This window comes from Mycobacterium sp. NGS67 (assembly GCF_059812185.1).
Genome location: NZ_JCALCF010000003.1, coordinates 87,122 through 110,138 on the forward strand (window position 1 = coordinate 87,122; position 23,017 = coordinate 110,138).

A 23,017-nucleotide genomic window follows, 5' to 3' on the forward strand; every position below is an offset into this window, starting at 1 on the left:
CTCAGTACAGCGGCGACCAGGTCGAGGTCCGCAGCAGCCGGCTGGTCCACTGATCCCGTAAGTCCAGCGCATCGTGCAGCCACGTTCCGGGAGTCCGGTATTCGGCCGGGATATGGGTGCGTAGCAGGTCGAGCAGCGCTTCGGGACGACTGATCTGCTGCATCAGGATCACTTCGCGGCGCAGGTGACTGCCCAGGGCGGGCTGGAACGACGCATGCATCCGCAGCATGGACGCCGGCTGTTCCAGGCCGCGGGCATAAACGTCCCCGCACCGCAGGATGTACTCCTCGAACTTGTCCTCGTAGGGCCACATGGTGTCTTCCATGTAGAGGCTCATATCGTGCTCACGCCCGTCCACCGGCACATCGTCGAAGGACACCTCTTGCATCGGTGACCACGGCAGCGGCACCAGCAGCTTGGCGTCGACTCCGTGGCGCAGTTCGTCGGTGTGATGCATCCAGTCCCGCAGGTCCCCCTGCTGCACCCGCTTGGTCAGCCGTTCCCAGGCCGCGCCGTCGCGAACCGCGGTCACGGTGATGACCGTGTATGCCGGGCCGCTGCCCTGGGCCTGGTTGGTGTACCACAGCAGCCGGGCCTCGTCGCCGGCGGCCAGCGTGGGCATCCAGCCTTCGCGAAACGCCGCCTCGAATTCATCCTCGGCGCGCCCGCGCACCGTATGGACTTCATGCATGAACAGCAACGCCCAGACCTCCGAACGCCTTCTCGCCCACTATTTGCAGGGACGTTAATCGGGACGAATCTTCCTGTCCACGCCGGCTCTACGCACTCGTCAATATCTCAGGCGCACCGTCCGGCCCGCTCGCCGAGTACGCTGTTTAGTTATGAGTTCTAAGCAAGCGCGAGTTTTCGGCGTCGCTGCACTGGTGGTCGCAGGCTGGGCGGGCTCGCTGGGTGTCGCGGCCGCCGACCCGGAGCCGACCCCGTCCCCGGCCCCGGCTCCCCCGGGCGCCGCTGCGCCGGCGGCGGCACCCAGGACGACGATCGACCACGACGGCGTCTACACCGTAGGCAAAGACATCGCCCCGGGGGTGTATGCCTCCGCCGGGCCCGTCGGCAACGGCACCTGCTACTGGAAGCGGACGGGCAATCCCGACGGTGCACTGATCGACAACGCGATGACCAAACGGCCCCAGGTCGTGCAGATCGAGGCCACCGACAAGGCGTTCAAGACCAGTGGTTGCCAGCCCTGGCAGCCGTCGGGCGAGGCACCGCCACCCGCGGCCGCGGGTCCGCAGGTGCAAACCGCACTCGGCATCTTGAACGGGCTGCTCGCGCCGAACGGTCAGCACGGGCCGTAGCCGGCCGGTCGGGACTCAGGCCGGCGGGGCCAGGGCGCCCTCGACCGTGGTGTACATCGGCAGCAGGCGGCGCAGGCCGCAGGCGGCGATGGTACGGGCCACGATCGGCTGATCGCTGACCAGCCGCAGATTCACCCCGCGCCGACGACACCGCACCGACTCTTGTGCCAGCACGGCGTAGGCGCACGATCCCAGGAAGTCCAGTTCCCGGATGTCGATGACGAACGGGCCCGGCGCAATCGCGATCGAGGCGCTTCGGTTCACCAGACGCTGCCAGATGGTCTCGTTGCTGGCATCGATGTCACCGCCGACATGGACGACCACCGCCGAGCCGGTGCATTCGGTGAGCGCTCGCAAACCGCTGCTGGGATCGGTGATTTGAGAATTCAGCCGCGTGCTGGATGGAGCTGGCGATGATTTGATCGCGACAGTCTTCATCGTTCGCAATGTCCCGTCGTCGTGGTGGCTGAGGATGCCTTCGGTGCTGAAGGCGGCAACGTCGTCGTACCGAAAAACAGCGTAGGTGTTCGCGGGGTTCAGCGAGTGGTCTTCGTGATTACGGGCTTAATAAGCATATGTGCAACAGGCGCTGACAACCTAGGGTGTCGCGCCGGAAATTTACGTGTTCCGCGAAGCGCGACGCGTCAGGAGCGACAGAATCCAGCTGACGATGGACAGCAGGATGGCCGCCCAGATCGCCGTCCACCAGAAGTGGTCGATCTGCAGTCCCCAGTGGGTGGTGTGCTCGGTGATCCGAGCGGTGATCCAGAGCATGAACGCGTTGACGACGATGTGGAACAGCCCCAGCGTCAGGATGTACATCGGGATCGACAGGATCTGCACGATCGGCTTGACGATGGCGTTGACCAGACCGAAGAGCACCGCGACGACGAAGATGATGCCGACGCGCTGCAACGTAGTCTCACCGCCGACGAAGCGCAGGCCGGATACGAACTGCGTCACCACCCACAACGCGAACCCGGTCAACGCCGCGCGCAGCAAAAAAGGAACCATCCGGCGATCCTGCCACCACGGGCGCATGCAGCCGGTTCAGGCCGCGCGGTGCGCCACGCTCGCGGTCTGGCGTCGGGTAGGCCACGATGCTGACGTGACCAGACAGCGCCTGACCAGCGACCAGCGCAACTCCTTCCTCGCGGCGTTCCTGGGCTGGACGATGGACGCCTTCGACTACTTCATCGTCGTGCTGGTCTACGCCGACATCGCCGAGACGTTTCACCGCAGCAAGACCGAGGTCGCGTTCCTCACCACCGCCACGCTGGCGATGCGACCGCTAGGCGCGCTGCTGTTCGGGCTGTGGGCCGACCGGGTCGGACGACGGCTGCCGCTGATGGTCGACGTCATCTTCTACTCGGTGGTCGGATTCCTGTGCGCGTTCGCGCCCAACTTCACCGTGCTGGTGATCCTGCGGCTGCTGTACGGCATCGGCATGGGCGGTGAGTGGGGACTGGGGGCCGCACTGGCGATGGAGAAGGTTCCGGCCGAACGGCGGGGCTTCTTCTCCGGGTTGCTGCAAGAGGGCTACTCGTTCGGCTACCTGCTGGCCACCGTCGCCTCGTTGGTGGTGATGAACTGGCTGGACCTGTCGTGGCGCTGGCTGTTCGCGCTGAGCATCATCCCGGCCCTGGTCAGCCTGATCATCCGGTATCGCGTGGAGGAATCCGAGGTGTGGGAAGCCACGCAGGACCGCATGCGGCTGACCAAGACCAGAGTTCGCGACGTGCTGCGCGAGGCCAAGGTCATCCGTCGGTTCTGCTACCTGGTGTTGCTGATGACGGCTTTCAACTGGATGAGTCACGGCACCCAGGACGTCTACCCCACCTTCCTGAAAGCGACCACCGACGACGGCGCCGCGCTGTCCAGCGCGACCGCCCGCTGGATCGTGGTGGTCTACAACGTCGGCGCGATCGTCGGCGGTCTGGTCTTCGGCACGTTGTCGCAGCGATTCGGCCGCCGCTACACCATCGTGTTCTGCGCGGTGCTGGGGTTGCCGATCGTGCCGCTGTTCGCCTACTCACGCACCGCGGCCATGCTGTGCCTGGGTTCGTTCCTGATGCAGGTGTGCGTGCAGGGTGCGTGGGGAGTCATTCCCGCTCACCTGACCGAGATGTCGCCGGACGCCATTCGCGGCCTGTATCCCGGGGTGACCTATCAGCTGGGAAACCTGCTGGCCGCGTTCAACCTGCCGATTCAGGAGCACCTGGCCGCGACCCACGGTTATCCGTTCGCACTCGCGGCCACGATCCTGCCGGTGCTGGTCATGGTCGCGGTGCTGACGTGGATCGGCAAGGACGCCACCGGAATTCGGTTCGGCACTGCTGAATCCACTTTTCTGCCAAGCGAAGTCGAGTGAGCTGCGGACCGGCGTCCACGGCGTCCCCGGTCGATCCGCTGCCGGCGCTCAGCCCGCTCCGGAACCGTTCAACGTCCGCAGCACCATGTGCATCGCGACGGTGGTGGAACGTTCCCGGACGTCGGAGCGGTTGCCGGGCAGCCGCAGGGTGCGGGTGACGCCGGTGCCGTCCGCCAGCGCGACCGTGAAACATACTGTGCCGACCGGTTTCTCCTCGGTGCCACCGCCGGGGCCGGCGATTCCGGTGATGGCCACGGCGGTGTCGGCGCCGAAGCGTGTCAGCGCGCCCGCCGCCATCGCCTGCGCGACCGGCTCGGACACCGCCCCATGCTGCTCGATCAGGCCCGCGTCGACGCCGAGTAACTGCACCTTGGCCTCGTCGGCGTAGGACACCACCCCGCCGACCACGTAGTCCGACGAGCCGGCCCGATCGGTCAGCCGCGCCGCGAGCAACCCCGCGGTGCAGGATTCTGCGGTGGCGATACGGCGTCCGGCGAGCAGGGCGGCGACCAGATCGTCGACTTGCGAACCGTCTTCGGAGAACACCTGCGCACCGTGGCGATCGCGGAGCAGTTGGCTCAGCTGCGCGTAGACCTGTTCGGCGGCCGGCTCGTAGCGGGTGACGATCTCCAGCTCACCGCGGCGCAGACAGGTGGTGATCTCCAGCGCCTCGAAGCCCGCAATGGCGGTCTCGGCTTCCCGCAGCGTCTCGGCCAGCCCGGACTCGGGCAGTCCGAACATGCGCACCATGTCCTGCCGGTAGACCGTCCGGCCGGCGATCGCCTCCTGCACCCCGGGGGTCTCGACGGCCTTGTGCCACATGGGCTGGAGTTCGCGTGGGGGTCCGGGAAGCACCAGCACCGCGGGCTTGCCCGGGACCACGACGCCGGGTGCGGTGCCTACCGGATCGAGGATCTGCGCTCCGACCGGGATCATGGCCTGCTTGCGGTTGGCGGTCCGCACCGACTCGAAGTTGCCCGGCTCCAGCAGCGCCGCGAATGCTGGGTTGCGTGCCATCAGCGACTTGAGGATGTCGGCGATCCGGTTCTCCAGCGCGTCGTCCAGGACCAACTCGCGGCCACAGAATCGGGCCACCACCTCGACGGTCATGTCGTCGGCGGTGGGTCCCAGCCCGCCGCTGGTGATGATCAGATCGACGCCCTGATCGGCCATGAAGCGCAGTTGCGCTTCGATGTCGGCGGGGCGGTCACCGCAGATGGTGATGTGGGCGAGTTCGACACCCAGTTCCAGCAGACGATCGGCGATCCAGGGCCCGTTCTGGTCTTGGACCCGTCCGGTCAGAACCTCGGTGCCGGTGACCACGATGCCCGCGCGTGCGCTCACCGTGACGACACTACGCATCGCCACCGAGTTGGTTCTTAGGTGCTGGGGCTGCCTTGCTGGCCGGGGATTCCCGGATCGGTCAATCCCCCACGCTCGCCGGGACTTCCGGGTTGACCGGGCTGACCCGGCTGGCCGGGCTGGCCCGGCTGACCGGGTTCGCCGCCGGCGCCGCCTGGGCCGCCTTCGCCCGGCTGACCGCCGGGGCCGCCATCGCCGCCGGGGCCACCGGGGCCACCGTCGCCACCGCGACCACCGTCGCCCCCGCGACCACCGTCGCCACCGCGACCGCCCGCGCCACCGCGACCGCCGGCACCGCCTCGACCACCTGCGCCGCCCTGACCGCCGGCCCCGCCGGGCCCGCCTGCGCCGCCGGTCATGCGCTGGGTTCTGGAGCTGGGAAACGGGCCATCATTGCGCCTCCTGGTTGCCGTTTGGATCCGCACCACGCTACGCGCAGCGCTGAGCACCGGGTTTGCCAGGCCGATCAACTCGACAGATAGCGTTCGACCGACTCGACCTTTCGCGTCATCGCGCCGCTGACCCCGGTTCGCCAGTCCGCCTTGATCACCGTGCTGACCCGCGGTGCCCGGGCGGCGACGGCCTCCACCGCGCGCTGCACCACGGCCATCACCTGCTCCCAGGTATCGCCTTCGATCACGGTGAACATCGAGTCGGTCCTGTTGGGCAGTCCCGATTCGCGGACCACCCGAACCGCTTCGGCGACGATCTCACCGACGGCCTCGCCTACACCTAGCGGAGTGACGGAAAACGCGACCAGCACAGACATTCCTTCACTGTCGCATGGCAGCATCGGGGCTCATGCGGGTTCTGGTGCAACGGGTCTCGTCGGCCACCGTCTCGGTGGACGGTGAACAGGTCGGCGCCATCCGCCCGGACGGACAGGGGTTGCTCGCCCTCGTCGGCGTCACGCACACCGACGGACCCGAAACAGCGCAGCGCCTGGCCGAGAAACTGTGGACGTTGCGGATCCTGTCCGGCGAGCAGTCCGCATCCGACGTCGACGCGCCGATCCTGGTGGTCAGTCAGTTCACCCTGTACGCCGACACCGCCAAGGGGCGCCGCCCATCGTGGAACGCCGCCGCGCCGGCCGCGGTCGCCGAGCCCCTCGTTGCGACGTTCACCGAGGCGCTACGCCGCGCGGGCGCGCGGGTGGAGATCGGTGTCTTCGGCGCTCACATGCAGGTCGAGTTGGTCAATGACGGGCCGGTGACCGTGCTTTTGGAGCTCTGACGGGTACGTTCGGAAGCTATGACGCCCCCTGAGTTCGGATCGCTACGCTCCGACGACGACGAATGGGACATCGTCAGCGGTGTCGGCTACACGGCTCTGCTGGTAGCCGCCTGGCGCGCGCTGCATGCCGTCAACGAGCAGCCGTTGGTGCGCGACGACTACGCGAAGCTCTTCATCGAGGCCTCGGGCGACGATTATCTGACCGAACTGTTGGCCAACCCGGGAACCTCCGACCACGAGAACGCCTTCCCGCGCCTGTACGGCGTGCAGACGCGGTTCTTCGACGAGTTCTTTGTCGCTGCCGGCGACGCGGGCATCCGGCAAGCGGTGATCGTCGCCGCGGGTCTGGACTCCCGGGCCTACCGACTGCAATGACCAACGGGGACAACGGTTTTCGAGATCGACCTGCCCAAAGTCCTGGAATTCAAGGCGCAGGTGCTCAGCGAGCACGGCGCGGCGCCGAAGGCCGAGCGGCGCGAGGCCGCCGCCGATCTGCGCGCGGACTGGCCCGTTGCACTGCTGGCCGCCGGATTCGACTCGCAGCGTCCGAGCGCCTGGTCGCTGGAAGGGCTACTGCCCTACCTGACCAGCGCCGCCCACGAAGCGCTGTTCGCCGGCATCACCGAGTTGAGTTCCCCGGGCAGTCGACTTGCCATAGGCGCGTTGGGGTCTCGGCTGGATCACCAGCAGTTGGCCGCACTCGAAGAGGAGCACCCAGGGGTCAACTTGGCCGGTGATGTCGACTTCTCCTCCCTGACTTACGAGAACCCGCTGGACCCCGCGGAGTGGCTGGCCGCACATGGTTGGGCGGTCGAACCGATGCGCAACAACCCGGATCTGCAGGCCGGTTACGGATTGACCCCGTTCGAGGTGGACATCACGATCGACGGCTACATGCACTCCCAGTACATCGTCGCCCAACGCTGAGCGCTCAGGACGCCGTCCCGGCGACGTGCCGACGGTAGTAGTGGCGGCCGTGCAGGCGTTGATAGTGCCACACCGCGGCCGGCAGCGCTCCGCGCCGATGCAGCCAGAAACCGCTGGGCGCGTTGGAGGTTGGTGTCCGGCGCCCGATTTCGACCTCGGCGACGATGATGCCTTCCCCGTCGGCCTCGTCGCGGCCGGCCAGCACGGTGCCGTCGGCCGCCACGATCAGGGTGCCACCCTCGAATCGGCCGCGGTATCGGATCGGCAGCCACGGCATTCGGCACCGTAGCGGGCCCGCGTGCGCGGCATGCAGCACCGGTGCGCCGACGTAGCTCGCCAAGGATGCCGCGGCCCGTCGTGCTGTGGCCGCGTTGCGCGCCTCCAGCCGGCGGAAGCTCGCTCGCGGCCACCACTCGGGAATCGACCACCACCCCGACCCGGTCATTGCCAGATCGATGCGTCCACGCAGCCGGCGCACCGTCTGGGTGCGCATCAGTTCCCAGCACACCGCCGCCCCTACGGTCATTGCGTCCGTCTCGATCACGCCGTCGTCGTCACCGCCGACGTAGAAGGCGTTCTCCCACATCGTCGGCAGGTCCTTGTCATGGCGCCCGGCCAACCCGGCGGCCGTCGCGAGCAGGTAGGCATTGCGGACGTTGCCGTCGTCGTCCCGGACCAGCAACGAGCCGCCGACCATCACGTCGTGGCGCCGGGCCAGACCCAGCAGCAGTTCGGTGGCCTTGCCGTCGGGCGGCAGCGCGGCATCGGCGAGATCGGGCCAGAACCCGATGCCGGTGGTGAAGAATTCGGGCAGCGCGATCGTCTCCGCGCCGGCTTGGACTGCGTCCTCGACGAGACGTTCGATGGTGGCCAGGTTGGCGTCGACGTCGGCCGGTACTGCTTCGAGCTGGATTGCGGCGCAACGCATGAACACCATGCTGCCACGGTGGAACGCTACGGCGTCAACAGGATTTTGACCGTATCGCCGGTCCGCGCCGCCGCGGTGCGGTAAGCCTGGGCCGCTTCGTCCAGCGGCATCGTGGTGGTGAAGATGCCCTCGACATCGAGGCGCCCCGACTGCAGCAGTGGGATCAACTCCGGCCAGGTGCGCTGTACCGGCGCCGTCGTCCAGCGCACGGTGATGCTGCGGATCAGGGACATGAGGGCGGGGAACGGAAACGGTTGCAGGTCGTGCACACCGACCACCGACACGGTGCCGCCGGGGCGCACCGCGGCCAGCGCGTCGGTCAGTGAGGCATCCGTGGCGACAGCGTCGATCACCGCGTCGGCGCCGCGTCCGCCCGTCGCGGCGAGGATGGACTCGACCGTGGGTCCCGGCACCGCGGTGGCGCCCCACTCGACGGCGCGCTGCAGTCGACCCTCGACCCGGTCGACCGCGAAAACTGTTGCCGCGCCTTGGGTCAGCGCGCTGCGCAGCGCGCACAATCCGACCGCGCCCAGTCCGATCACGGCGACGGTGCCGCCGTACGGGATGTCGGCGCGCTGTGCCGCAGCCCAGCCGGTGGCCAGATTGTCGGTGAGTAACAGCGCCTGTTCGGTGGAAATCCCTTCGGGCACCTTGCGGACCTGAAAGTCGGCCGCGTGCACCGCGAGCAGATCCGTCTGAGCTCCCGGCAGCACACCGCCGCCGAAGATGTTCAGACCCGAATAACACATGACCGGGTCGTTGGTGGCGCATCCCGGACACGCTCCGCAGCCGGCCACCGACGACACCAGAACCTCGTCGCCGACCCGCACGGTGCGGACCTCCGGGCCCGCCTCGACCACGGTGCCGACGGCTTCGTGGCCCAGCGCGATGGGTTCGACCATCGGGTAGTCACCTTCGTAGAAATGCAGGTCCGAGCCGCAGATGCCGGCGGCGCTCACCTGCACGATCACCCCGTCCGGTCCGGTCAGGGCCGGATCGGGCCGGGTGTCGACCCGGATGCTGGCGGGCCCGTCGACGACTACCGTTCGCATCGCGCTCACTTTCCCTGTCGGAGAATGAAATTGGACCAATCGGGCTCACGCACCGCGGCCCAGTACTCGTTGAGGCGCCACGGGCTGACGGTGTGAATTTCCCCGTCGGCGTTCTTGAAGTACGAATGTTTGACAGCTGGATGTGACCACACCATCTTCTTGATCTCCGCCTGGGTGCGTTGATGCCACTCGGTGGCTGCGTCTGCGGTGGGCTCCACGGCGACGATGTTTTCCTCGGCCATCCGTTGCAAGCACAGGTTGATGTAGCGCATCTGGAGTTCGGACTGGAAGATCAGGCTGCCGCCGTGCGCCAAATGCGTGCCGGGCCCATAGATCAGGAAGAGGTTCGGGAAACCCGGGACGGTGACGCCCAGATACGCGTAAGGCCGGCTCCCCCACAGCTCGTGCAGATCGATTCCGTTGCGGCCCTTGATGTTCAAGGGCCAGAGCACGTCGGTGTGCCGGAAACCGGTGGCGTAGACGATCACGTCGAAGTTCCGGGTGGTGCCGTCCTCGGTCTCGATGCCGTGCGGTGTGATCCGCGCGATCGGGGTACGCACCAGTTCGACGTTGTCGCGTTGCAGCGTCTGAAGCCAGCTGCCGTTGTCCTGCAGGGTCCGTTTGCCGGTGGCCGGATAGTCGGGCAGCACCTGGGCGAGCAGCTCGTCACCCTCGGGGACCTGGCTGGTGATCCACTGACTGAACATCATCCGGGCGGCCGCGTTGATGTCGCTGACGGCGTAGTCCTGGTCGGCGTAGCTCGGGTCGCCCTGCGCGGCGTCCAGACCTTTGTCCGCGCCCGGCCATAACAGCAGGAATCGATACCACCGCCCGTAGCACGGCAGATGACGGAGCGCCCAGCGGACGCCGTCGCCGACCTCGTCGTGGTACATCGCGTTGGGAAACATCCATTGCGCGGTGCGCTGGAACACCGTCAGCTGCTCGACGTCGCCGGCGATCGCGGGTGCGATCTGGAATCCGCTGGCGCCGGCGCCGACCAGGGCTACTCGTTTGCCGGTCAGGTCGACCGAATGATCCCACCGTGCGGAGTGAAACGACGGACCGGCGAATGTGTCGGCCCCGTCGAAGTCGGGGACGTGCGGCCGGTTGAGCTGTCCGACCGCCGTGATCACCGCTCGCGCCTGCACCGTGCTGAGGCTGCCGTCGGTCGCGCGCAGCTCGACGGACCAATGGCCTTGCGTGTCAAGCCATGTCGCCGAGACGACTTCGGTGTCCCAGCGCACGTGCCGGGCCAGGTCGTGGTTGGCCATCACCTGGGTGAAGTAGTCGCGCAGCTCGGGCTGCTCGGCGAAGAAGTGGGTCCAGTCGTTGTTGGGTTCGAAGCTGTAACAGTAGAAGTGGTTGGCGACGTCGACGCGGGCGCCGGGATAACTGTTCTCCCACCATGTTCCACCGGGTCCGGAGTTCTTCTCGACGATGGTGAACGGAATGTTGGCTTGTTTGAGGCGAATTCCGGCCAGGATGCCGGACTCGCCGCACCCGATCACGAGCACCGGGAAGTCGGCCATCGAACCGGCCGGCAATGTGACCGGACGGCGCGGGTCTACGCCTTCGAGGTCGATCTCCTCGAGCGCCAGGGGCAGGTAATCGTCGGGAACGTGTTCACACGCGGCCCAGTCCATCATTTCCCGGATCAGGTCGTAGCTGAGCGGTTCGGGCTCTGGGCAGCCGCGATCGCGATAGTCGACGATCACCGGTAGCGCCTCGGCGCGGGCCCGGGCCTTGTCCTCCTCGGACATGAATCCTTGAACCTCGTTGAGGAATATGCCCATCTGCTTGAAGTCGCGGATGAACCGGGGATCGCCGGTGATGTGCACCAGTGACAGCAGCAGCGTCGGGATGCTGACATCCTCTAGCGCGGCGGCGATTTCGGCTGTGGACGTGGTGAAGGGTTGCCCGGCGTACCGGCTGCGCATCGAGGGGCCAAATCCTTTCGGGGACGCAATTACGCTACCCGTCGTTTCGTAATTGCGGGCTTCACGCTACCTCGCCGTAGCTGCCGGGATCAAGCGCTGCGGCTACGGGTCGCCGTCGGCCCGGCGAGGCGACGGGTATTAGTCGCCGCGCGCGGGACCTGGCTGGCCAAGCGACAGGCCCCCGTACTAAACTAGAACACGTTGCAGTTTTTCCGCTCGGTCAAGCTTCCTAGGAGCAGGCATGCACACCGCCCTGTGCGATCAACTCGGTATCGAGTTTCCGATCTTTGCGTTCACCCACTGCCGCGATGTGGTCGTCGCCGTCAGCAAAGCCGGCGGGTTCGGCGTGCTCGGTGCGGTCGGCTTCACCCCGGAGCAGCTGGAGATCGAACTGAACTGGATCGACGAGAACATCGGCGACCACCCCTACGGCGTGGACATCGTGATCCCCAACAAGTACGAGGGCATGGACTCGCACCAGTCCGCCGAGGACCTGACCAACACGCTGCGATCCATGGTGCCCCAGGAACACCTGGACTTCGGCAAGAAGATCCTCGCCGACCACGGAGTCCCGGTCGAGGACAGCGACGGTGACAGCCTGCAGTTGCTGGGCTGGACCGAGGCCACCGCCACCCCGCAGGTGGAGGTGGCGCTCAAGCACCCCAAGGTGACGATGATCGCCAACGCGCTGGGCACTCCCCCGGCGGACATGATCAAGCACATCCATGACGCAGGCCGCACCGTGGCCGCTTTGTGCGGCTCGCCGTCGCAGGCCCGCAAGCACGCCGACGCCGGGGTGGACATCATCATCGCCCAGGGTGGCGAGGCCGGTGGACACTGCGGCGAGGTCGGCTCGATCGTGTTGTGGCCGCAGGTCGTCAAGGAGGTGGCGCCCGTCCCGGTCCTGGGTGCCGGCGGCATCGGCAGCGGCCAGCAGATCGCGGCCGCGCTGGCGCTGGGTTGTCAGGGCGCGTGGACCGGCTCGCAGTGGCTGATGGTCGAGGAGTCCTCGAACACCCCGGTTCAGCAGGCCGCCTACATCAAGGCCGGTAGCCGTGACACCGTCCGCAGCCGTTCGTTCACCGGTAAGCCGGCCCGGATGCTGCGCAACGACTGGACCGAGGCGTGGGAGCACCCGGACAACCCGAAGCCGCTCGGTATGCCGCTGCAGTACATGGTGTCCGGGATGGCGGTGCGGGCCACCAACCGTTACCCGAACGAGTCGGTGGACGTGGCCTTCAACCCGGTGGGGCAGGTCGTCGGCCAGTTCCGCAAGGTGGAGAAGACGTCCACGGTGATCGAGCGCTGGGTGCAGGAATACCTGGAGTCGACGACCCGACTCGACGAACTCAACGAGGCCGCCGGCGTCTAGGGGCGATCGTCGGCGCGGCGTCGCCGGGTGCAGTCGGTCGCGACGGTAGAACTAGTCCAGTGGCGCGTCGTCGCTGCCGGTGAATACCTCTTTGACGCGGTCGACCGCGTCGGTGGCGATGTCGACGGAACTCTGGACGATGCCGCTGGCGCCGCCGGCGATGTCACCCCTGATGATGGCCGTGACGCTTTCGACGATGTCCGAGGACTTTTCGACGGCATTGATCGCGATGTCCTTGACCGCGTCCACGGCGTCCTTGGGGTCGAAAGCCATCTGAGTCTCCTGTTCGCTGGCGGGACGGACCTCTGAGTCTAGAGGTAGGCGAATTCGCCCCACCACCGACAGAACTCAGTAGTCGACCAGGGTGCGCCAGTAATCCTCCGGAATCTCGGTGCCCGAGCGCAGAACTCGCGCCAGCCCCGCGGCCATCGCGATTCCGAGCAGACCGAGCCATAAACCGGCCAGGCCGATCAGCCACCACAGCACAACGGTCACCGTCGGCCACGGCGACAGCACGGCCAGGACCGGCGCGAAGAAGAACCCGGTGCCGACATACCAGGCCGAGCCGGCACGATCAGAGGCCAAGACGAAGCGCAGCCACCGTGGGATCGGGGACTCGGCGACGTCGTGGCCGCGCACGACTCAGGTCATTCGCTCAGGTCGGGCGGGAAGAACCCTGCCCCGGTGAACCAACCTTCTTGCCAGCCTTGAGCACCCAGGCACAGCATCGGAAGACCGGCCGGCGATTGCGCGGCGACCTTGGGACCCGGACACGGCGCACCGATCTGCTGGACTCCCCGCAACGGGTAGGAGATGACCCAGTAGCCGGTTTCTGCGGCCGGGAACTGGTTGGGCGGCGGGAAGTGGCAGGCCTCGGCCTGGCCACTGGGACCGCGGCCGAAGATGAAGCGCTCGTAGTTGTCGCACGGCGCACCCAGCGAAGCGTCGTAGTTCATGCCCGGCACGTCGCCTTCCCAGCGCCCGTTGTCGGCGCCGGCTACCGGGGCGAGCCCGATCGCCGCACCCGTGACCGCGGTGGCAGTGAGCAGTTCGCGAATCATGGTGTTCCCCTTCTAGGCACCGGCGAGGTGTTTCTCAAGAGCATAACGATTGCCCCAGCAGTCACAAGGCCGGATTCGGGGCCGGGTTCGGCTTTGCCGGTTTTCGTTCAGAGCTTCCCAACTGTGGTGTAGCAATGGAGTATTGGCACGAGACGACCACCGGGACTCTCAAGGAGTGGGCCTTGTCAACTACGCAGCCAGCAGCCGAACCACAGCTCGAGCCGAATCTGCCGCCGGGGTTCGACTTCACCGACCCCGACATCCACGCCGAGCGACTGCCGGTGGAAGAGCTGGCCGAGTTGCGTCGGACCGCGCCGATCTGGTGGAACGAGCAGGAGTACGGGGCCGGCGGATTCGACGACGGCGGCTTCTGGGTGGTGTCCAAACACAAGGACGTCAAAGAGATCTCGCGTCGTAGCGACGTCTTCTCCAGCCTGGAGAAGACCGCCCTGCCGCGTTACCGGGACGGCACCGTCGGTGAGCAGATCGAACGAGGCAAATTCGTCCTGCTCAACCAGGATGCTCCGCACCACACCCGGCTCCGCAAGATCATCTCCCGCGGTTTCACCCCGCGGGCGGTCGAGCGCCTGCGCGACGACCTCACTGAGCGCGCCAGGAACATCGTCGAAACCGCCGCCGCGCAAGGATCGGGCGACTTCGTCGAGCAGGTGTCCTGCGAACTGCCGCTCCAGGCCATCGCCGGACTGCTCGGTGTCCCGCAGGAAGACCGGATGAAGCTCTTTCACTGGTCCAACCAGATGGTCGGCGACCAGGACCCCGAGTTCGCCAGCAACGATGCCATCACCGCGTCGGTCGAATTGATCATGTACGCCATGCAGATGGCCGCCGACCGGGCGCAGAATCCCGGCGACGACATCGTCACCAAACTGATCGAAGCCGACGTCGACGGCCACAAGCTCTCCGACGACGAGTTCGGCTTTTTCGTCATCCTGCTCGCGGTGGCCGGCAACGAGACCACCCGCAACTCCATCACCCAGGGCATGATGGCTTTCACCGACTTCCCCGACCAATGGGAGCTCTACAAGCGGGACCGGCCCGTCACCACGGCCGACGAGATCGTCCGGTGGGCAACGCCGGTCACCTCGTTCCAGCGCACCGCCCTCCAGGACTATGAGCTGTCGGGAGTGCAGATCAAGAAAGGGCAGCGGGTCGTGATGGTCTACCGGTCGGCGAACTTCGACGAAGACGTGTTCGACGACCCGTTCACCTTCAACATCCTGCGTGACCCCAACCCGCACGTCGGCTTCGGGGGAACCGGGGCGCATTACTGCATCGGTGCCAACCTGGCGCGGATGACGATCGACCTGATGTTCAACGCGATCGCAGACGCCATGCCCAACCTGGAATCGATCGGCACACCCGAGCGGCTGCGCTCGGGCTGGCTCAACGGAATCAAGCACTGGCAAGTCGACTATCACGCCGATGGGAGCGCCAAATGTCCTGTCGCGCACTGAAACTGAACGGATAACCGTGTCGACACACCGAGCGGTCCAGGTCCCGTCCACGGGTGCGCCGCTGGAGTTCGCCGACGTCGAAACGGTCGCCCCCGGCCGTGGCGAGGTCCGCATCGCCGTCACCGCCTGCGGCATCTGCGGAACCGACGCCCACTTCGTCCACGGCGGCTTTCCCGGCATGTCCTTGGCCGTTGACTCCCGGACACGAAATCGCCGGAACCATAGCCGAAGTCGGGGCCGGCGTGGAGGAATTCGCGGTCGGTGACCGTGTCGCGGTGGGCTGGTTCGGGGGCAACTGCAACCAATGCGATCCGTGCCGCAAAGGCATTTTCATACATTGCGCGAACATGAAGGTGCCGAGTTGGCAGTATCCCGGTGGTTACGCGGAATCGGTGACGGTCCCGGCGACCGCGCCGGCCCGGATCCCGGCCGGGCTTTCCGACGTCGAAGCCGCGCCGATGGGCTGCGCGGGTGTGACCACCTACAACGCGCTACGCCACACCAAAGCGTTGCCCGGCGACCGGGTCGCAGTCCTGGGCGTCGGTGGTCTGGGCCACCTCGGGGTGCAGTTCGCCCGGGCGATGGGATTCGAGACCATTGCCATCGCCCGCGGCGCCGTCAAGGCCGATGACGCCAAGACGTTGGGTGCCCACCACTACATCGACTCCACGACCGAGGATGTCGCCGAGGCGCTGCGCATCCTGGGCGGGGCGGCCGTTGTCCTTGCCACGGCTGGCAATTCGCAAGCCATGGCCGACACCATCGGCGGTCTGCTCCCCCAGGGCGAACTCGTCGCCATCGGTGTGACGCCCGAACCGCTGCCGATCAGCCCGGTCCAACTGATCACATCCGGGCTCAGCATCATCGGGCATCCGTCCGGAACGGCGAAAGACGTCGAGGAGACAATGCATTTCGCGGTCATGTCGGGTGTGCGGGCGTGGATCGAGGAGTTACCACTGGCGCAGGCGGCCGACGGGTACGCGGCGCTGGAGCAGGGGCGGGCGCACTACCGCACGGTACTCACCATGTGAGGTGACGGCTAGTAAGGTTCGCCCGTGGCCCCCGACCAGGACGAAACGTGGACGCTGGACCCCGCGGACGGCGAGTTGACCATTCACACCGGGGTTACCGGTCGAGCAGCGCGGATGGGTCATCGGCTCACCATCGCCATGACCGCTTGGCAGGCTTGGGTGACGTGGCTCGACGGTGAACCGGCCACCGCGGGACTCGAGGTGCAAGTGGATTCGTTGCAGGTGTTGCGCGGCTCCGGAGGCGTCAAGGGCCTGTCCGGCGCCGAGCAGGTCATGGTGCGCTCCAACGCCCTGAAGTCGTTGTCCGCCAACCGCTTTCCCGAGATCCGCTTCGCCACCGACCGCATCGAGCGGACCGGCGACGGGTACCGCCTGACCGGGCGACTGCACATCCGGGGTAAGTCCCGCGAGCACGTGGTCCAACTGCGGACCGACGACCTCGGAGATTCCTGGCGGCTGTCCGCGGAATCCACAGTGCGGCAGTCCGATTACGGCGTCAAACCCTACTCGTTGTTTATGGGTTCGCTACAGGTCACCGACGAGGTGACGGTGTCCTTCAGCGCGGTCCGGCGCCGGGACGACTAGATCATTCGGGTGGTTGCCCGTCCTCGGCGACGGTGCCGGGGAGCTGCTCGATCGCCGTACTCAACCGGTACGGTCCGCCGGCAGGCTCCGGGCGGGGCACGGCGCTGTTCGGTTGCCCGCCGGGCGCGGACCCGTCGGGCTGCTCGTCGGCGGCCAGACGCACCGGCTCCGGTTGCGCCGGGGGCCGAGGTTGCGCCGTCGGAGCCAGTGGCGCCTCGGCGACCGGGGGCGTCGGTCTGCGCACGACATGCTGCGTGGCGCTGGCATCCTTGCCCGGTGCCAACTGCAGACCCACCGCCAGCGACACCGACGCGACGAAGGTGACCGCGGCTGCGGCCAACGTGGTCGCCGCACCGGCGTACTGCCGTGATCGCGCGGGCACCGCGGCGACCGGCTCGACCGCCTCCTCCACCAGCGCAAACAACTCCGCGTCGGTGAAGTCGGTGCGCAGCGCCGCCGCCAGCGCGGCACCGCGCGCGACCGTCACCTGCGCCATCGTCTGGGCGAAAACGGGTACCGGCAGCACGCTTTCGAGTTGCGAGGACAGCGCACTGACGTCGCCTTCGGGCCCGACCACGACGACGCCCGCCGGACGCCAGCTGCTGCGGTCGAACATGCCGGTCAGCCAGGAAGTCAGACCGTCAAAGCCGCCGCGAACGTGCTTGACGGCGGTCTGCGTCTCGCCGTCGTGGGTGTCGACCATGACCACGGTCGCCCACTCGGCCTCGAGGATGCATACCGCCGTCCGCTCGAATCCGATGACGGGTGCGATGGCCTGGGCCAGTGTCTCGACGGCGTCGAGTTGCCGAACCGGCACCACATTGTCGAAACCGGCGTCGGCCAGCGCTTCCTGTACCAGCGCCGCCTCGGCCGCGGCCTCGTCGTTCCAGGTCACTCCGACCACGCGCAGTCGGTGATTGTCGACGGTGGCGATGTCTCGGGCGCGGATGACTTCGGCTGCGACTCGCTCTGCGGTGTTCACCGTGCGCACGGTGTGGCCGTCTTCGACGCCGTCCTGCAGGTGCATTTCGCGGTGGTCCAGGATTGCGCCGTCGGCGCCATGCCCTTCAGCCAGAACCCATCCGACCGTGGTCGGTGTCACTGATAGCCCGAGTACCGTATCCAAGTTTCGCACCTCAATCGTTCCCGGGTCTGACTCATCCGCTACGACAACCACGTGCACCAAAAGGTCAGGTGCGTGGCGCGCAGGGTGCCTGATCGGCCGGGGCTAGCGTGTCTGCAGTCGGCTTGCTCCGAGCAGCCTACGCGGTCGGCGGAAGTTCGGCTGCCCCGGGTTGAATGCCGCTCGAGAGATCTCGGGCCACCGATTTCGCCGGAAAAGGTTGCGAACTGACGGTGCGGTAAAAATTGGGCACGTTGGCCGACATGGCTGGAAATTCTGTCGCTCCGCTTCGGCGATTTCGTCCCGTGCACCATATATACGGTGCCCGGTAGACCCGACTCGGCCCGATTCCAACTCCATAACGCGTGCATAACGGCGCGGCGCGTGTCGCGTTTGCCCGTGTCGGGACCGGGTATCAACGAATGCGGTCGACCGGCGCGGTACGGAACTAACACAGTTGCGGTATCCGTGGCGGCAACCGATATGGAACTGAAATGTGATTGCGTCCGAATCGACATTTGGCCTATTCACGCGGTAAGTTCTGCCGGGAGCAATGCCATTAAGGAAAAAGGGGCACAGGTTATGACAGAGGTGAGCGGGAAGATACGGGCCTGGGGTCGCCGACTCCTGGTCGGCGCGGCTGCGGCTGCGACCCTGCCGGGCCTGATCGGACTCGCCGGCGGTGCGCCGAGCGCGGGAGCCTTCTCCCGGCCGGGTCTGCCAGTCGAGTACCTGCAGGTGCCGTCGGCGGCGATGGGACGCAACATCAAGGTGCAGTTCCAGAGCGGTGGCGACAACTCACCTGCGGTGTACCTGCTCGACGGCCTGCGCGCCCAGGACGACTACAACGGGTGGGACATCAACACCCCCGCGTTCGAGTGGTACTACCAGTCGGGCCTTTCGGTGATCATGCCGGTCGGCGGCCAGTCCAGCTTCTACAGCGACTGGTACAACCCGGCCTGCGGTAAGGCCGGCTGCACCACTTACAAGTGGGAGACCTTCCTGACCAGCGAGCTGCCCGCGTACCTGGCGAGCAACAAGTCGGTCAAGCCGACCGGCAGCGCCGCGGTGGGTATCTCGATGGCCGGCTCGTCGGCCATGATCCTGGCCGTCAACCACCCCGGCCAGTTCATCTACGCCGGCTCGCTGTCGGCGCTGCTGGACCCGTCGCAGGGCATGGGACCGTCGCTGATCGGCTTGGCGATGGGTGACGCCGGCGGCTACAAGGCTTCGGACATGTGGGGCCCGTCCAGCGATCCCGCGTGGGCGCGCAACGACCCGTCGCTGCACATCCCCGAGCTGGTCGCCAACAACACCCGCCTGTGGGTGTACTGCGGCAACGGCAAGCCGTCCGAGCTGGGTGGCGCCAATATGCCCGCGGAGTTCCTGGAGAACTTCGTCCGCAGCAGCAACATCAAGTTCCAGGACGCCTACAACGCGGCCGGTGGCCACAACGCGGTCTTCAACTTCCAGAGCGACGGCACGCACAGCTGGGAGTACTGGGGCGCGCAGTTGGTCGCCATGAAGGGTGACCTGCAGGGCGCACTGGGCGCTCGGGCCTGACCCTGCACTATCTCTACTACTGCGCTTGACGGCTACCTGCCGTCAAGCGCAGTAGTGCTTTTGCACCCGGTACCGCTCTAGGCCGGGCCGAATTCGCCGGTGATGTCGATCCAGCCGGTGGGATCGGCTCGATGGTCGGTCATGTTTCGGCATTCTCCATACAGCCGCAAAGTGCCCAGGTTCACGTTGTCGTCGTGGCGATAGACGACCGCGGTGACCCCGCCCTTGGTCAGCGTCTGCGCGAAGGCATGGTTGGCGGGGGCCACTCCCGCCGTCCAGCCGTCGGAGACCAATTTGGTCGCGACGGAAGGTAGGTAGGTGTCGGCACCGGTGTCGGGGGGCACGGCGAACGTCAGGTACACCGCCCCTTGGTAGGGCGGCTCGTCACGGCCCTGACACGACATCAACAGGTAGCCGGCCGTCGTCGTGCGCAGACCGGCGACCGCCACGACGTTCTTGGCCGCTCCGACGGCCTGCGCCTGGCTCTGTTGGTCGGTCGCCAGAGGTCCCGCAGGTCGCACGGCGCCGGTCGGCGGAGCATGCACCCGGTTCAGCACCACAAAAGCCCCACCCAACAGCATCGAGACAGCCAGCGCGGCACCGAGCAGGAGCCTGGCATGTCGCGAGCGCAACCAGTCAGCACGCATGCAAGCCATTGTCGGCCACCACGGGCGATTGACTTCCATGCAGTCTGGACAATCCGGCGGCGGTGACCGCGATTGAGGTGCTTGTCTTGAGGACGTGCGCGCAACAGCCGGATTCGCGGTACTTGCTCTGCTGTCGGTCGCGTTCGCGCCGCCGGTGCCGTCAGACCCAGGCGGCTCGCTGATCGCACTGGTCGACGCCGCCGCCGAGCGGCTCCAGATCGCCGATCCGGTCGCCGCGTTCAAGTGGGTCACGCACGCCGCGATCGAAGATCCGGTCCGCGTCGAGCACGAGCTCGCCGCCCTGCGCGACGAGGCCGTCGGCCGCAGCGTCGACCCGGACTACGTCGCAGCGGTCTTCGCCGACCAGATCCGAGCCACCGAAGCCATCGAGTACGCCCGGTTCGCCCAGTGGAAGCTGGACCCGAACCACGTCGAGCCGGCGCCGCCGGACCTGTCGGTCTCGCGGGCGGCCATCGACGAGTCCAACACTAAGATTCTGTCTCAGATAGCGCTTAACCAGAGTTTGCTGAATTCGCCCGATTGCGGGCCTGCGCTGCAACTCGCGCGCACCGAGACCACGCGGCTACGCCGACTCGACGACCTGTATCGACGTGCGCTGACCGTCGCGACACAGTCCTACTGCCAGGTCCGGCCGGACGCCTGAAACACCCGGTGAAACACCGTTTGCGCCAATCTCGAAGGGATAGATAAACGGTCTCATAATTTTCTCCGGTCGGTAACGCTTCGACTACGGCCGGCGAAAAGCCGCACATGACGAACATCACTAAGCCCTTCATCAAGTCCGCCGTGGCTGGTGGTTTCCTGGCCGCATCGATGTCGTTCTCCACCGGTGTCGCGGACGCCGAGACCATGAACTGGGAAGCCGTCGCACAGTGCGAGTCCGGCGGTAACTGGGCCGCCAACACCGGCAACGGCGCATACGGTGGCCTGCAGTTCAAGCAAGCCACCTGGGAGGAGTACGGCGGCGTCGGAAATCCCGCGAAGGCCTCCAAGCAGCAACAAATCGCGGTCGCCAACCGGGTGCTGGCCGGTCAGGGACCGGGAGCGTGGCCCAAGTGCTCGCGCGTCGGCGGTATGGCACCGGCGTCCGGCGGTGCGGTGCAACCCGCGCAGCCGGCGCAGCAGTGGCAGCAGACCATCAGCGCGATCATCGGGATGCTGACGCCCAAAGGGTGATTATCGGCGGTTCGTCTCGTTTCGTTACAGGCGACGTGATTGGATCGTTCTATGCAGGGTTCAGCAACGGTTCATATGGCCGCGCCGGCCGACAAGATCTGGGAATTAATAGCCGATATTCGAAATACCGGACGCTTTTCGCCGGAAACGTTCGAAGCGGAATGGCTCGGCGACGCAAGCGGTCCCGAGTTGGGTGCGCGGTTTCGCGGCCATGTGCGCCGTAACGAGATCGGGCCGGTCTATTGGACCACCTGCAAAGTGACGGCATGCGATCCCGGCCGTGAGTTCGGGTTTGCTGTGCTGGCCGGTGACCGGGCCATCAACAACTGGCATTACCGATTGGTTCCGGCCGGTGACGGTACCGACGTCACCGAGTCCTTCCGGATGGCGCAGTCCCCGTTGACCAAGGTCTACCTGGTCCTGGGTGGTTTCCTGCGGAGACGGCGCAACATCCGGGACATGACCAAGACGCTGCAGCGCATCAAAGAAGTGGTCGAAGCGGACTGAGGGTATGGGATCGATGAAGGCGATTTTCATCACCGGTGCCGGCAGCGGAATGGGCCGGGAAGGCGTCCGGCTGTTCCACGGCAAGGGTTGGCGCGTGGGCGCCGTGGATCGCAACGACGACGGTTTGGCCGCGCTGTGCCTGGAACTGGGATCGAGGCTGTGGACCCGTGCCGTCGACGTCACGGACAAGGCCGCCCTGGACGCGGCGCTGGCCGACTTCTGTGCCGGCAATCCCGGCGGCGGGCTCGACATGATGTGGAACAACGCCGGGATCGGTGAGGGCGGCTGGTTCGAGGATGTGCCCTACGAAGCCGCCATGCGTGTCGTCGACGTGAACTTCAAAGGGGTGCTGACCGGAGCCTACGGATCCTTGCCCTACCTGAAGAAGGCGCCGGGCAGCTTGATGTTCTCGACCTCGTCGTCGTCGGGCACCTACGGGATGCCCCGCATCGCGGTCTACTCGGCGACCAAGCACGCCGTCAAGGGGCTGACCGAGGCGCTGAGCGTGGAGTGGCACCGCCACGGGGTACGGGTGGCCGACGTGCTGCCCGGCCTGATCGACACCGCGATCCTGACCTCGACGCCCCAGCACTCCGGAACCGAACCGGATGACTCCCCGGCCCGAATGAGCCAGGAGGAGTTGCGCGTTGCGGCACCCAAGCGGGGCATGTTCCGCCTGATGCCGGCGTCCAGTGTGGCCGAGGTGGCCTGGAAGGCCTATCACCATCCCAGGCGGCTGCATTGGTATGTGCCCTCCAGCATCGGCTTGATCGACCGGCTGAAGGGCGCCAGCCCGGAACTGGTCCGAGGGCTGGTCCGCAAAGCACTGCCCAGGATGGACCTGAAACGGCCATAATCATTCCTACCCAACGCTCGATACGGAGGTCGCTGGTGCAGAACCGGGTTCTCAGGCTTGCAGGTGTCGCCATGGCCGTCGCCGGAGCCGTCTCCGGGTGCGGGGACGCGATGACGGTGCCCCGCAAGCCGGCGCATCTGACCATCGACGGCCAGGCGATCACCACCCGCCCGCCGGCCTGCAGCCAGATCGAGAACTATCGCACCATCGACATCCGCGAACGCGACGGCGAGGTGCAGGCGGTGGTGTTGGTCAGCGGCGACCGGGTGATCCCGCAGATCGTCAAGATCCGCGACTTCGGTGGCTTCACCGGCAGTTACTACGAAGGCGGGGTTGGCAGCGCGCAGGTCGATCCCCCCAGGCGGCCCGGCACGTATGTCATCACCGGCAGCGCCTCGGGCATCAACAGCAACAACCCCAACAAGGTGGTGACGGCGGATTTCAAGATCAGCGCCGAGTGCTGACCGGCGA

Annotated in this window: 26 protein-coding genes and 2 pseudogenes; 15 read left to right on the top strand and 13 right to left on the bottom strand. The window is 66.7% G+C overall.

Going from position 1 to position 23,017, the window contains the following annotated elements:
- Position 1 precedes the first annotated feature (1 nt).
- The gene (locus AC5Y4D_RS03300; protein WP_499946793.1) at positions 2 to 691 is read right to left on the bottom strand and encodes a hypothetical protein; all 690 of its coding nucleotides are present in this window, start codon (positions 689 to 691) and stop codon (positions 2 to 4) included.
- A 151-nt stretch (positions 692 to 842) separates the two neighbouring features.
- Here AC5Y4D_RS03300 and AC5Y4D_RS03305 point away from each other — a divergent pair, with 151 nt between their 5' ends.
- Entirely contained in the window at positions 843 to 1,319 is a 477-nt protein-coding gene (locus tag AC5Y4D_RS03305) for an Rv1352/Rv1906c domain-containing protein (RefSeq protein WP_500036346.1), read from the top strand.
- A 15-nt stretch (positions 1,320 to 1,334) separates the two neighbouring features.
- Here the strand turns inward: AC5Y4D_RS03305 and AC5Y4D_RS03310 are convergent, their stop codons facing one another.
- Together AC5Y4D_RS03310 and AC5Y4D_RS03315 are read right to left on the bottom strand one after the other, a co-directional pair.
- Complete coding sequence (locus AC5Y4D_RS03310; RefSeq protein ID WP_499946791.1) at positions 1,335 to 1,757, bottom strand: anti-sigma factor antagonist; 423 nt, start codon at positions 1,755 to 1,757, stop codon at positions 1,335 to 1,337.
- A 180-nt stretch (positions 1,758 to 1,937) separates the two neighbouring features.
- Positions 1,938 to 2,333: a phage holin family protein gene (locus AC5Y4D_RS03315; RefSeq protein ID WP_500036347.1), complete on the bottom strand. Its 396-nt coding sequence runs from the start codon at positions 2,331 to 2,333 to the stop codon at positions 1,938 to 1,940.
- Between the two features lie 94 nt (positions 2,334 to 2,427).
- On the opposite strand from AC5Y4D_RS03315, the gene AC5Y4D_RS03320 reads away from it, so the two are divergent.
- Positions 2,428 to 3,690 (top strand): sialate:H+ symport family MFS transporter, encoded by a 1,263-nt coding sequence (locus tag AC5Y4D_RS03320; protein WP_500036348.1) that lies wholly within the window; start codon positions 2,428 to 2,430, stop codon positions 3,688 to 3,690.
- A 48-nt stretch (positions 3,691 to 3,738) separates the two neighbouring features.
- On the opposite strand, the gene AC5Y4D_RS03325 is transcribed toward AC5Y4D_RS03320, so the two are convergent.
- On the bottom strand, positions 3,739 to 5,034 hold the full coding sequence (locus AC5Y4D_RS03325; RefSeq protein ID WP_500036349.1) for a competence/damage-inducible protein A: 1,296 nt from the start codon (positions 5,032 to 5,034) through the stop codon (positions 3,739 to 3,741).
- A gap of 53 nt (positions 5,035 to 5,087) precedes the next feature.
- Between AC5Y4D_RS03325 and AC5Y4D_RS03330 the strand changes: the two genes are divergently transcribed.
- Positions 5,088 to 5,534 (top strand): hypothetical protein, encoded by a 447-nt coding sequence (locus tag AC5Y4D_RS03330; protein WP_500036350.1) that lies wholly within the window; start codon positions 5,088 to 5,090, stop codon positions 5,532 to 5,534.
- Here the strand turns inward: AC5Y4D_RS03330 and AC5Y4D_RS03335 are convergent.
- Positions 5,519 to 5,821, bottom strand: coding sequence for an MTH1187 family thiamine-binding protein (locus tag AC5Y4D_RS03335; protein ID WP_500036351.1), 303 nt, complete (start codon positions 5,819 to 5,821; stop codon positions 5,519 to 5,521). The two genes, AC5Y4D_RS03330 and AC5Y4D_RS03335, sit on opposite strands and share 16 nt — an antisense overlap.
- A 32-nt stretch (positions 5,822 to 5,853) precedes the next feature.
- On the opposite strand from AC5Y4D_RS03335, the gene dtd reads away from it, so the two are divergent.
- Together dtd and AC5Y4D_RS03345 are read left to right on the top strand one after the other, a co-directional pair.
- Complete coding sequence (gene dtd / locus AC5Y4D_RS03340) at positions 5,854 to 6,285, top strand: D-aminoacyl-tRNA deacylase (protein WP_500036352.1); 432 nt, start codon at positions 5,854 to 5,856, stop codon at positions 6,283 to 6,285.
- Positions 6,286 to 6,303: 18 nt separating this feature from the next.
- Positions 6,304 to 7,212 (top strand): annotated as a pseudogene (locus AC5Y4D_RS03345) (class I SAM-dependent methyltransferase).
- A 4-nt stretch (positions 7,213 to 7,216) separates the two neighbouring features.
- Here AC5Y4D_RS03345 and AC5Y4D_RS03350 read toward each other — a convergent pair.
- The 3 genes from AC5Y4D_RS03350 to AC5Y4D_RS03360 are packed head-to-tail and all read right to left on the bottom strand — an operon-like array spanning position 7,217 to position 11,129.
- On the bottom strand, positions 7,217 to 8,149 hold the full coding sequence (locus AC5Y4D_RS03350; RefSeq protein ID WP_500036353.1) for a carbon-nitrogen hydrolase family protein: 933 nt from the start codon (positions 8,147 to 8,149) through the stop codon (positions 7,217 to 7,219).
- A gap of 17 nt (positions 8,150 to 8,166) precedes the next feature.
- Complete coding sequence (locus tag AC5Y4D_RS03355) at positions 8,167 to 9,192, bottom strand: zinc-binding dehydrogenase (protein ID WP_500036354.1); 1,026 nt, start codon at positions 9,190 to 9,192, stop codon at positions 8,167 to 8,169.
- Between the two features lie 5 nt (positions 9,193 to 9,197).
- Positions 9,198 to 11,129: a flavin-containing monooxygenase gene (locus AC5Y4D_RS03360; protein WP_500036355.1), complete on the bottom strand. Its 1,932-nt coding sequence runs from the start codon at positions 11,127 to 11,129 to the stop codon at positions 9,198 to 9,200.
- Between the two features lie 241 nt (positions 11,130 to 11,370).
- On the opposite strand from AC5Y4D_RS03360, the gene AC5Y4D_RS03365 reads away from it, so the two are divergent.
- Positions 11,371 to 12,501 (top strand): nitronate monooxygenase, encoded by a 1,131-nt coding sequence (locus tag AC5Y4D_RS03365; protein ID WP_499990690.1) that lies wholly within the window; start codon positions 11,371 to 11,373, stop codon positions 12,499 to 12,501.
- A 51-nt stretch (positions 12,502 to 12,552) separates the two neighbouring features.
- Here AC5Y4D_RS03365 and AC5Y4D_RS03370 read toward each other — a convergent pair whose 3' ends face one another.
- From AC5Y4D_RS03370 to AC5Y4D_RS03380, 3 genes are all read right to left on the bottom strand, one after another.
- Positions 12,553 to 12,774, bottom strand: coding sequence for an Rv1893 family protein (locus tag AC5Y4D_RS03370; protein WP_499946848.1), 222 nt, complete (start codon positions 12,772 to 12,774; stop codon positions 12,553 to 12,555).
- Positions 12,775 to 12,849: 75 nt separating this feature from the next.
- The gene (locus AC5Y4D_RS03375; RefSeq protein ID WP_499946849.1) at positions 12,850 to 13,140 is read right to left on the bottom strand and encodes a hypothetical protein; all 291 of its coding nucleotides are present in this window, start codon (positions 13,138 to 13,140) and stop codon (positions 12,850 to 12,852) included.
- Between the two features lie 8 nt (positions 13,141 to 13,148).
- A complete protein-coding gene (locus AC5Y4D_RS03380) occupies positions 13,149 to 13,562 on the bottom strand; it encodes a hypothetical protein (RefSeq protein WP_499946850.1) in 414 nt (137 codons plus the stop codon).
- Between the two features lie 182 nt (positions 13,563 to 13,744).
- On the opposite strand from AC5Y4D_RS03380, the gene AC5Y4D_RS03385 reads away from it, so the two are divergent.
- The 3 genes and pseudogenes from AC5Y4D_RS03385 to AC5Y4D_RS03395 all read left to right on the top strand — a co-directional run bounded on the left by AC5Y4D_RS03385 (position 13,745) and on the right by AC5Y4D_RS03395 (position 16,653).
- Complete coding sequence (locus tag AC5Y4D_RS03385) at positions 13,745 to 15,037, top strand: cytochrome P450 (RefSeq protein WP_499990688.1); 1,293 nt, start codon at positions 13,745 to 13,747, stop codon at positions 15,035 to 15,037.
- A 16-nt stretch (positions 15,038 to 15,053) separates the two neighbouring features.
- Positions 15,054 to 16,068, top strand: a pseudogene (locus AC5Y4D_RS03390) (alcohol dehydrogenase catalytic domain-containing protein).
- A 24-nt stretch (positions 16,069 to 16,092) separates the two neighbouring features.
- Positions 16,093 to 16,653, top strand: a complete 561-nt coding sequence (locus AC5Y4D_RS03395; protein ID WP_500036356.1) for a YceI family protein — start codon at positions 16,093 to 16,095, stop codon at positions 16,651 to 16,653.
- Position 16,654: 1 nt separating this feature from the next.
- On the opposite strand, the gene AC5Y4D_RS03400 is transcribed toward AC5Y4D_RS03395, so the two are convergent.
- Positions 16,655 to 17,779: a DUF7159 family protein gene (locus AC5Y4D_RS03400; RefSeq protein WP_500036357.1), complete on the bottom strand. Its 1,125-nt coding sequence runs from the start codon at positions 17,777 to 17,779 to the stop codon at positions 16,655 to 16,657.
- Positions 17,780 to 18,358: 579 nt separating this feature from the next.
- On the opposite strand from AC5Y4D_RS03400, the gene ag85B reads away from it, so the two are divergent.
- Positions 18,359 to 19,339: a diacylglycerol acyltransferase/mycolyltransferase Ag85B gene (gene ag85B / locus AC5Y4D_RS03405; RefSeq protein ID WP_499946855.1), complete on the top strand. Its 981-nt coding sequence runs from the start codon at positions 18,359 to 18,361 to the stop codon at positions 19,337 to 19,339.
- Positions 19,340 to 19,416: 77 nt separating this feature from the next.
- On the opposite strand, the gene AC5Y4D_RS03410 is transcribed toward ag85B, so the two are convergent.
- Entirely contained in the window at positions 19,417 to 19,986 is a 570-nt protein-coding gene (locus AC5Y4D_RS03410) for a lipoprotein LppJ family protein (RefSeq protein WP_500036358.1), read from the bottom strand.
- Positions 19,987 to 20,080: 94 nt separating this feature from the next.
- Here AC5Y4D_RS03410 and AC5Y4D_RS03415 point away from each other — a divergent pair, with 94 nt between their 5' ends.
- The 5 genes from AC5Y4D_RS03415 (at position 20,081) to AC5Y4D_RS03435 (ending at position 23,010) form a co-directional block, all read left to right on the top strand.
- Complete coding sequence (locus AC5Y4D_RS03415; RefSeq protein ID WP_499990687.1) at positions 20,081 to 20,650, top strand: chorismate mutase; 570 nt, start codon at positions 20,081 to 20,083, stop codon at positions 20,648 to 20,650.
- A gap of 107 nt (positions 20,651 to 20,757) precedes the next feature.
- Positions 20,758 to 21,183, top strand: a complete 426-nt coding sequence (locus tag AC5Y4D_RS03420; protein ID WP_499990686.1) for a transglycosylase family protein — start codon at positions 20,758 to 20,760, stop codon at positions 21,181 to 21,183.
- A gap of 51 nt (positions 21,184 to 21,234) precedes the next feature.
- Positions 21,235 to 21,690, top strand: a complete 456-nt coding sequence (locus AC5Y4D_RS03425; RefSeq protein ID WP_499990685.1) for an SRPBCC family protein — start codon at positions 21,235 to 21,237, stop codon at positions 21,688 to 21,690.
- A 13-nt stretch (positions 21,691 to 21,703) separates the two neighbouring features.
- Positions 21,704 to 22,546, top strand: coding sequence for an SDR family oxidoreductase (locus AC5Y4D_RS03430; RefSeq protein ID WP_500036359.1), 843 nt, complete (start codon positions 21,704 to 21,706; stop codon positions 22,544 to 22,546).
- Positions 22,547 to 22,581: 35 nt separating this feature from the next.
- The gene (locus AC5Y4D_RS03435; protein ID WP_500036360.1) at positions 22,582 to 23,010 is read left to right on the top strand and encodes a lipoprotein LpqH; all 429 of its coding nucleotides are present in this window, start codon (positions 22,582 to 22,584) and stop codon (positions 23,008 to 23,010) included.
- The last annotated feature ends 7 nt before the right edge of the window (positions 23,011 to 23,017 follow it).

Coding starts and splice junctions, on each gene's coding strand:
- AC5Y4D_RS03300 (WP_499946793.1), bottom strand. CDS start 691: ATGCATGAAGTCCATACGGTGCGCGGGCGCGCCGAGGATGAATTCGAG.
- AC5Y4D_RS03305 (WP_500036346.1), top strand. CDS start 843: ATGAGTTCTAAGCAAGCGCGAGTTTTCGGCGTCGCTGCACTGGTGGTC.
- AC5Y4D_RS03310 (WP_499946791.1), bottom strand. CDS start 1,757: ATGAAGACTGTCGCGATCAAATCATCGCCAGCTCCATCCAGCACGCGG.
- AC5Y4D_RS03315 (WP_500036347.1), bottom strand. CDS start 2,333: ATGGTTCCTTTTTTGCTGCGCGCGGCGTTGACCGGGTTCGCGTTGTGG.
- AC5Y4D_RS03335 (WP_500036351.1), bottom strand. CDS start 5,821: ATGTCTGTGCTGGTCGCGTTTTCCGTCACTCCGCTAGGTGTAGGCGAG.
- dtd (WP_500036352.1), top strand. CDS start 5,854: ATGCGGGTTCTGGTGCAACGGGTCTCGTCGGCCACCGTCTCGGTGGAC.
- AC5Y4D_RS03350 (WP_500036353.1), bottom strand. CDS start 8,149: ATGGTGTTCATGCGTTGCGCCGCAATCCAGCTCGAAGCAGTACCGGCC.
- AC5Y4D_RS03355 (WP_500036354.1), bottom strand. CDS start 9,192: ATGCGAACGGTAGTCGTCGACGGGCCCGCCAGCATCCGGGTCGACACC.
- AC5Y4D_RS03360 (WP_500036355.1), bottom strand. CDS start 11,129: ATGCGCAGCCGGTACGCCGGGCAACCCTTCACCACGTCCACAGCCGAA.
- AC5Y4D_RS03365 (WP_499990690.1), top strand. CDS start 11,371: ATGCACACCGCCCTGTGCGATCAACTCGGTATCGAGTTTCCGATCTTT.
- AC5Y4D_RS03370 (WP_499946848.1), bottom strand. CDS start 12,774: ATGGCTTTCGACCCCAAGGACGCCGTGGACGCGGTCAAGGACATCGCG.
- AC5Y4D_RS03380 (WP_499946850.1), bottom strand. CDS start 13,562: ATGATTCGCGAACTGCTCACTGCCACCGCGGTCACGGGTGCGGCGATC.
- ag85B (WP_499946855.1), top strand. CDS start 18,359: ATGACAGAGGTGAGCGGGAAGATACGGGCCTGGGGTCGCCGACTCCTG.
- AC5Y4D_RS03410 (WP_500036358.1), bottom strand. CDS start 19,986: ATGCGTGCTGACTGGTTGCGCTCGCGACATGCCAGGCTCCTGCTCGGT.
- AC5Y4D_RS03420 (WP_499990686.1), top strand. CDS start 20,758: ATGACGAACATCACTAAGCCCTTCATCAAGTCCGCCGTGGCTGGTGGT.
- AC5Y4D_RS03425 (WP_499990685.1), top strand. CDS start 21,235: ATGCAGGGTTCAGCAACGGTTCATATGGCCGCGCCGGCCGACAAGATC.
- AC5Y4D_RS03430 (WP_500036359.1), top strand. CDS start 21,704: ATGAAGGCGATTTTCATCACCGGTGCCGGCAGCGGAATGGGCCGGGAA.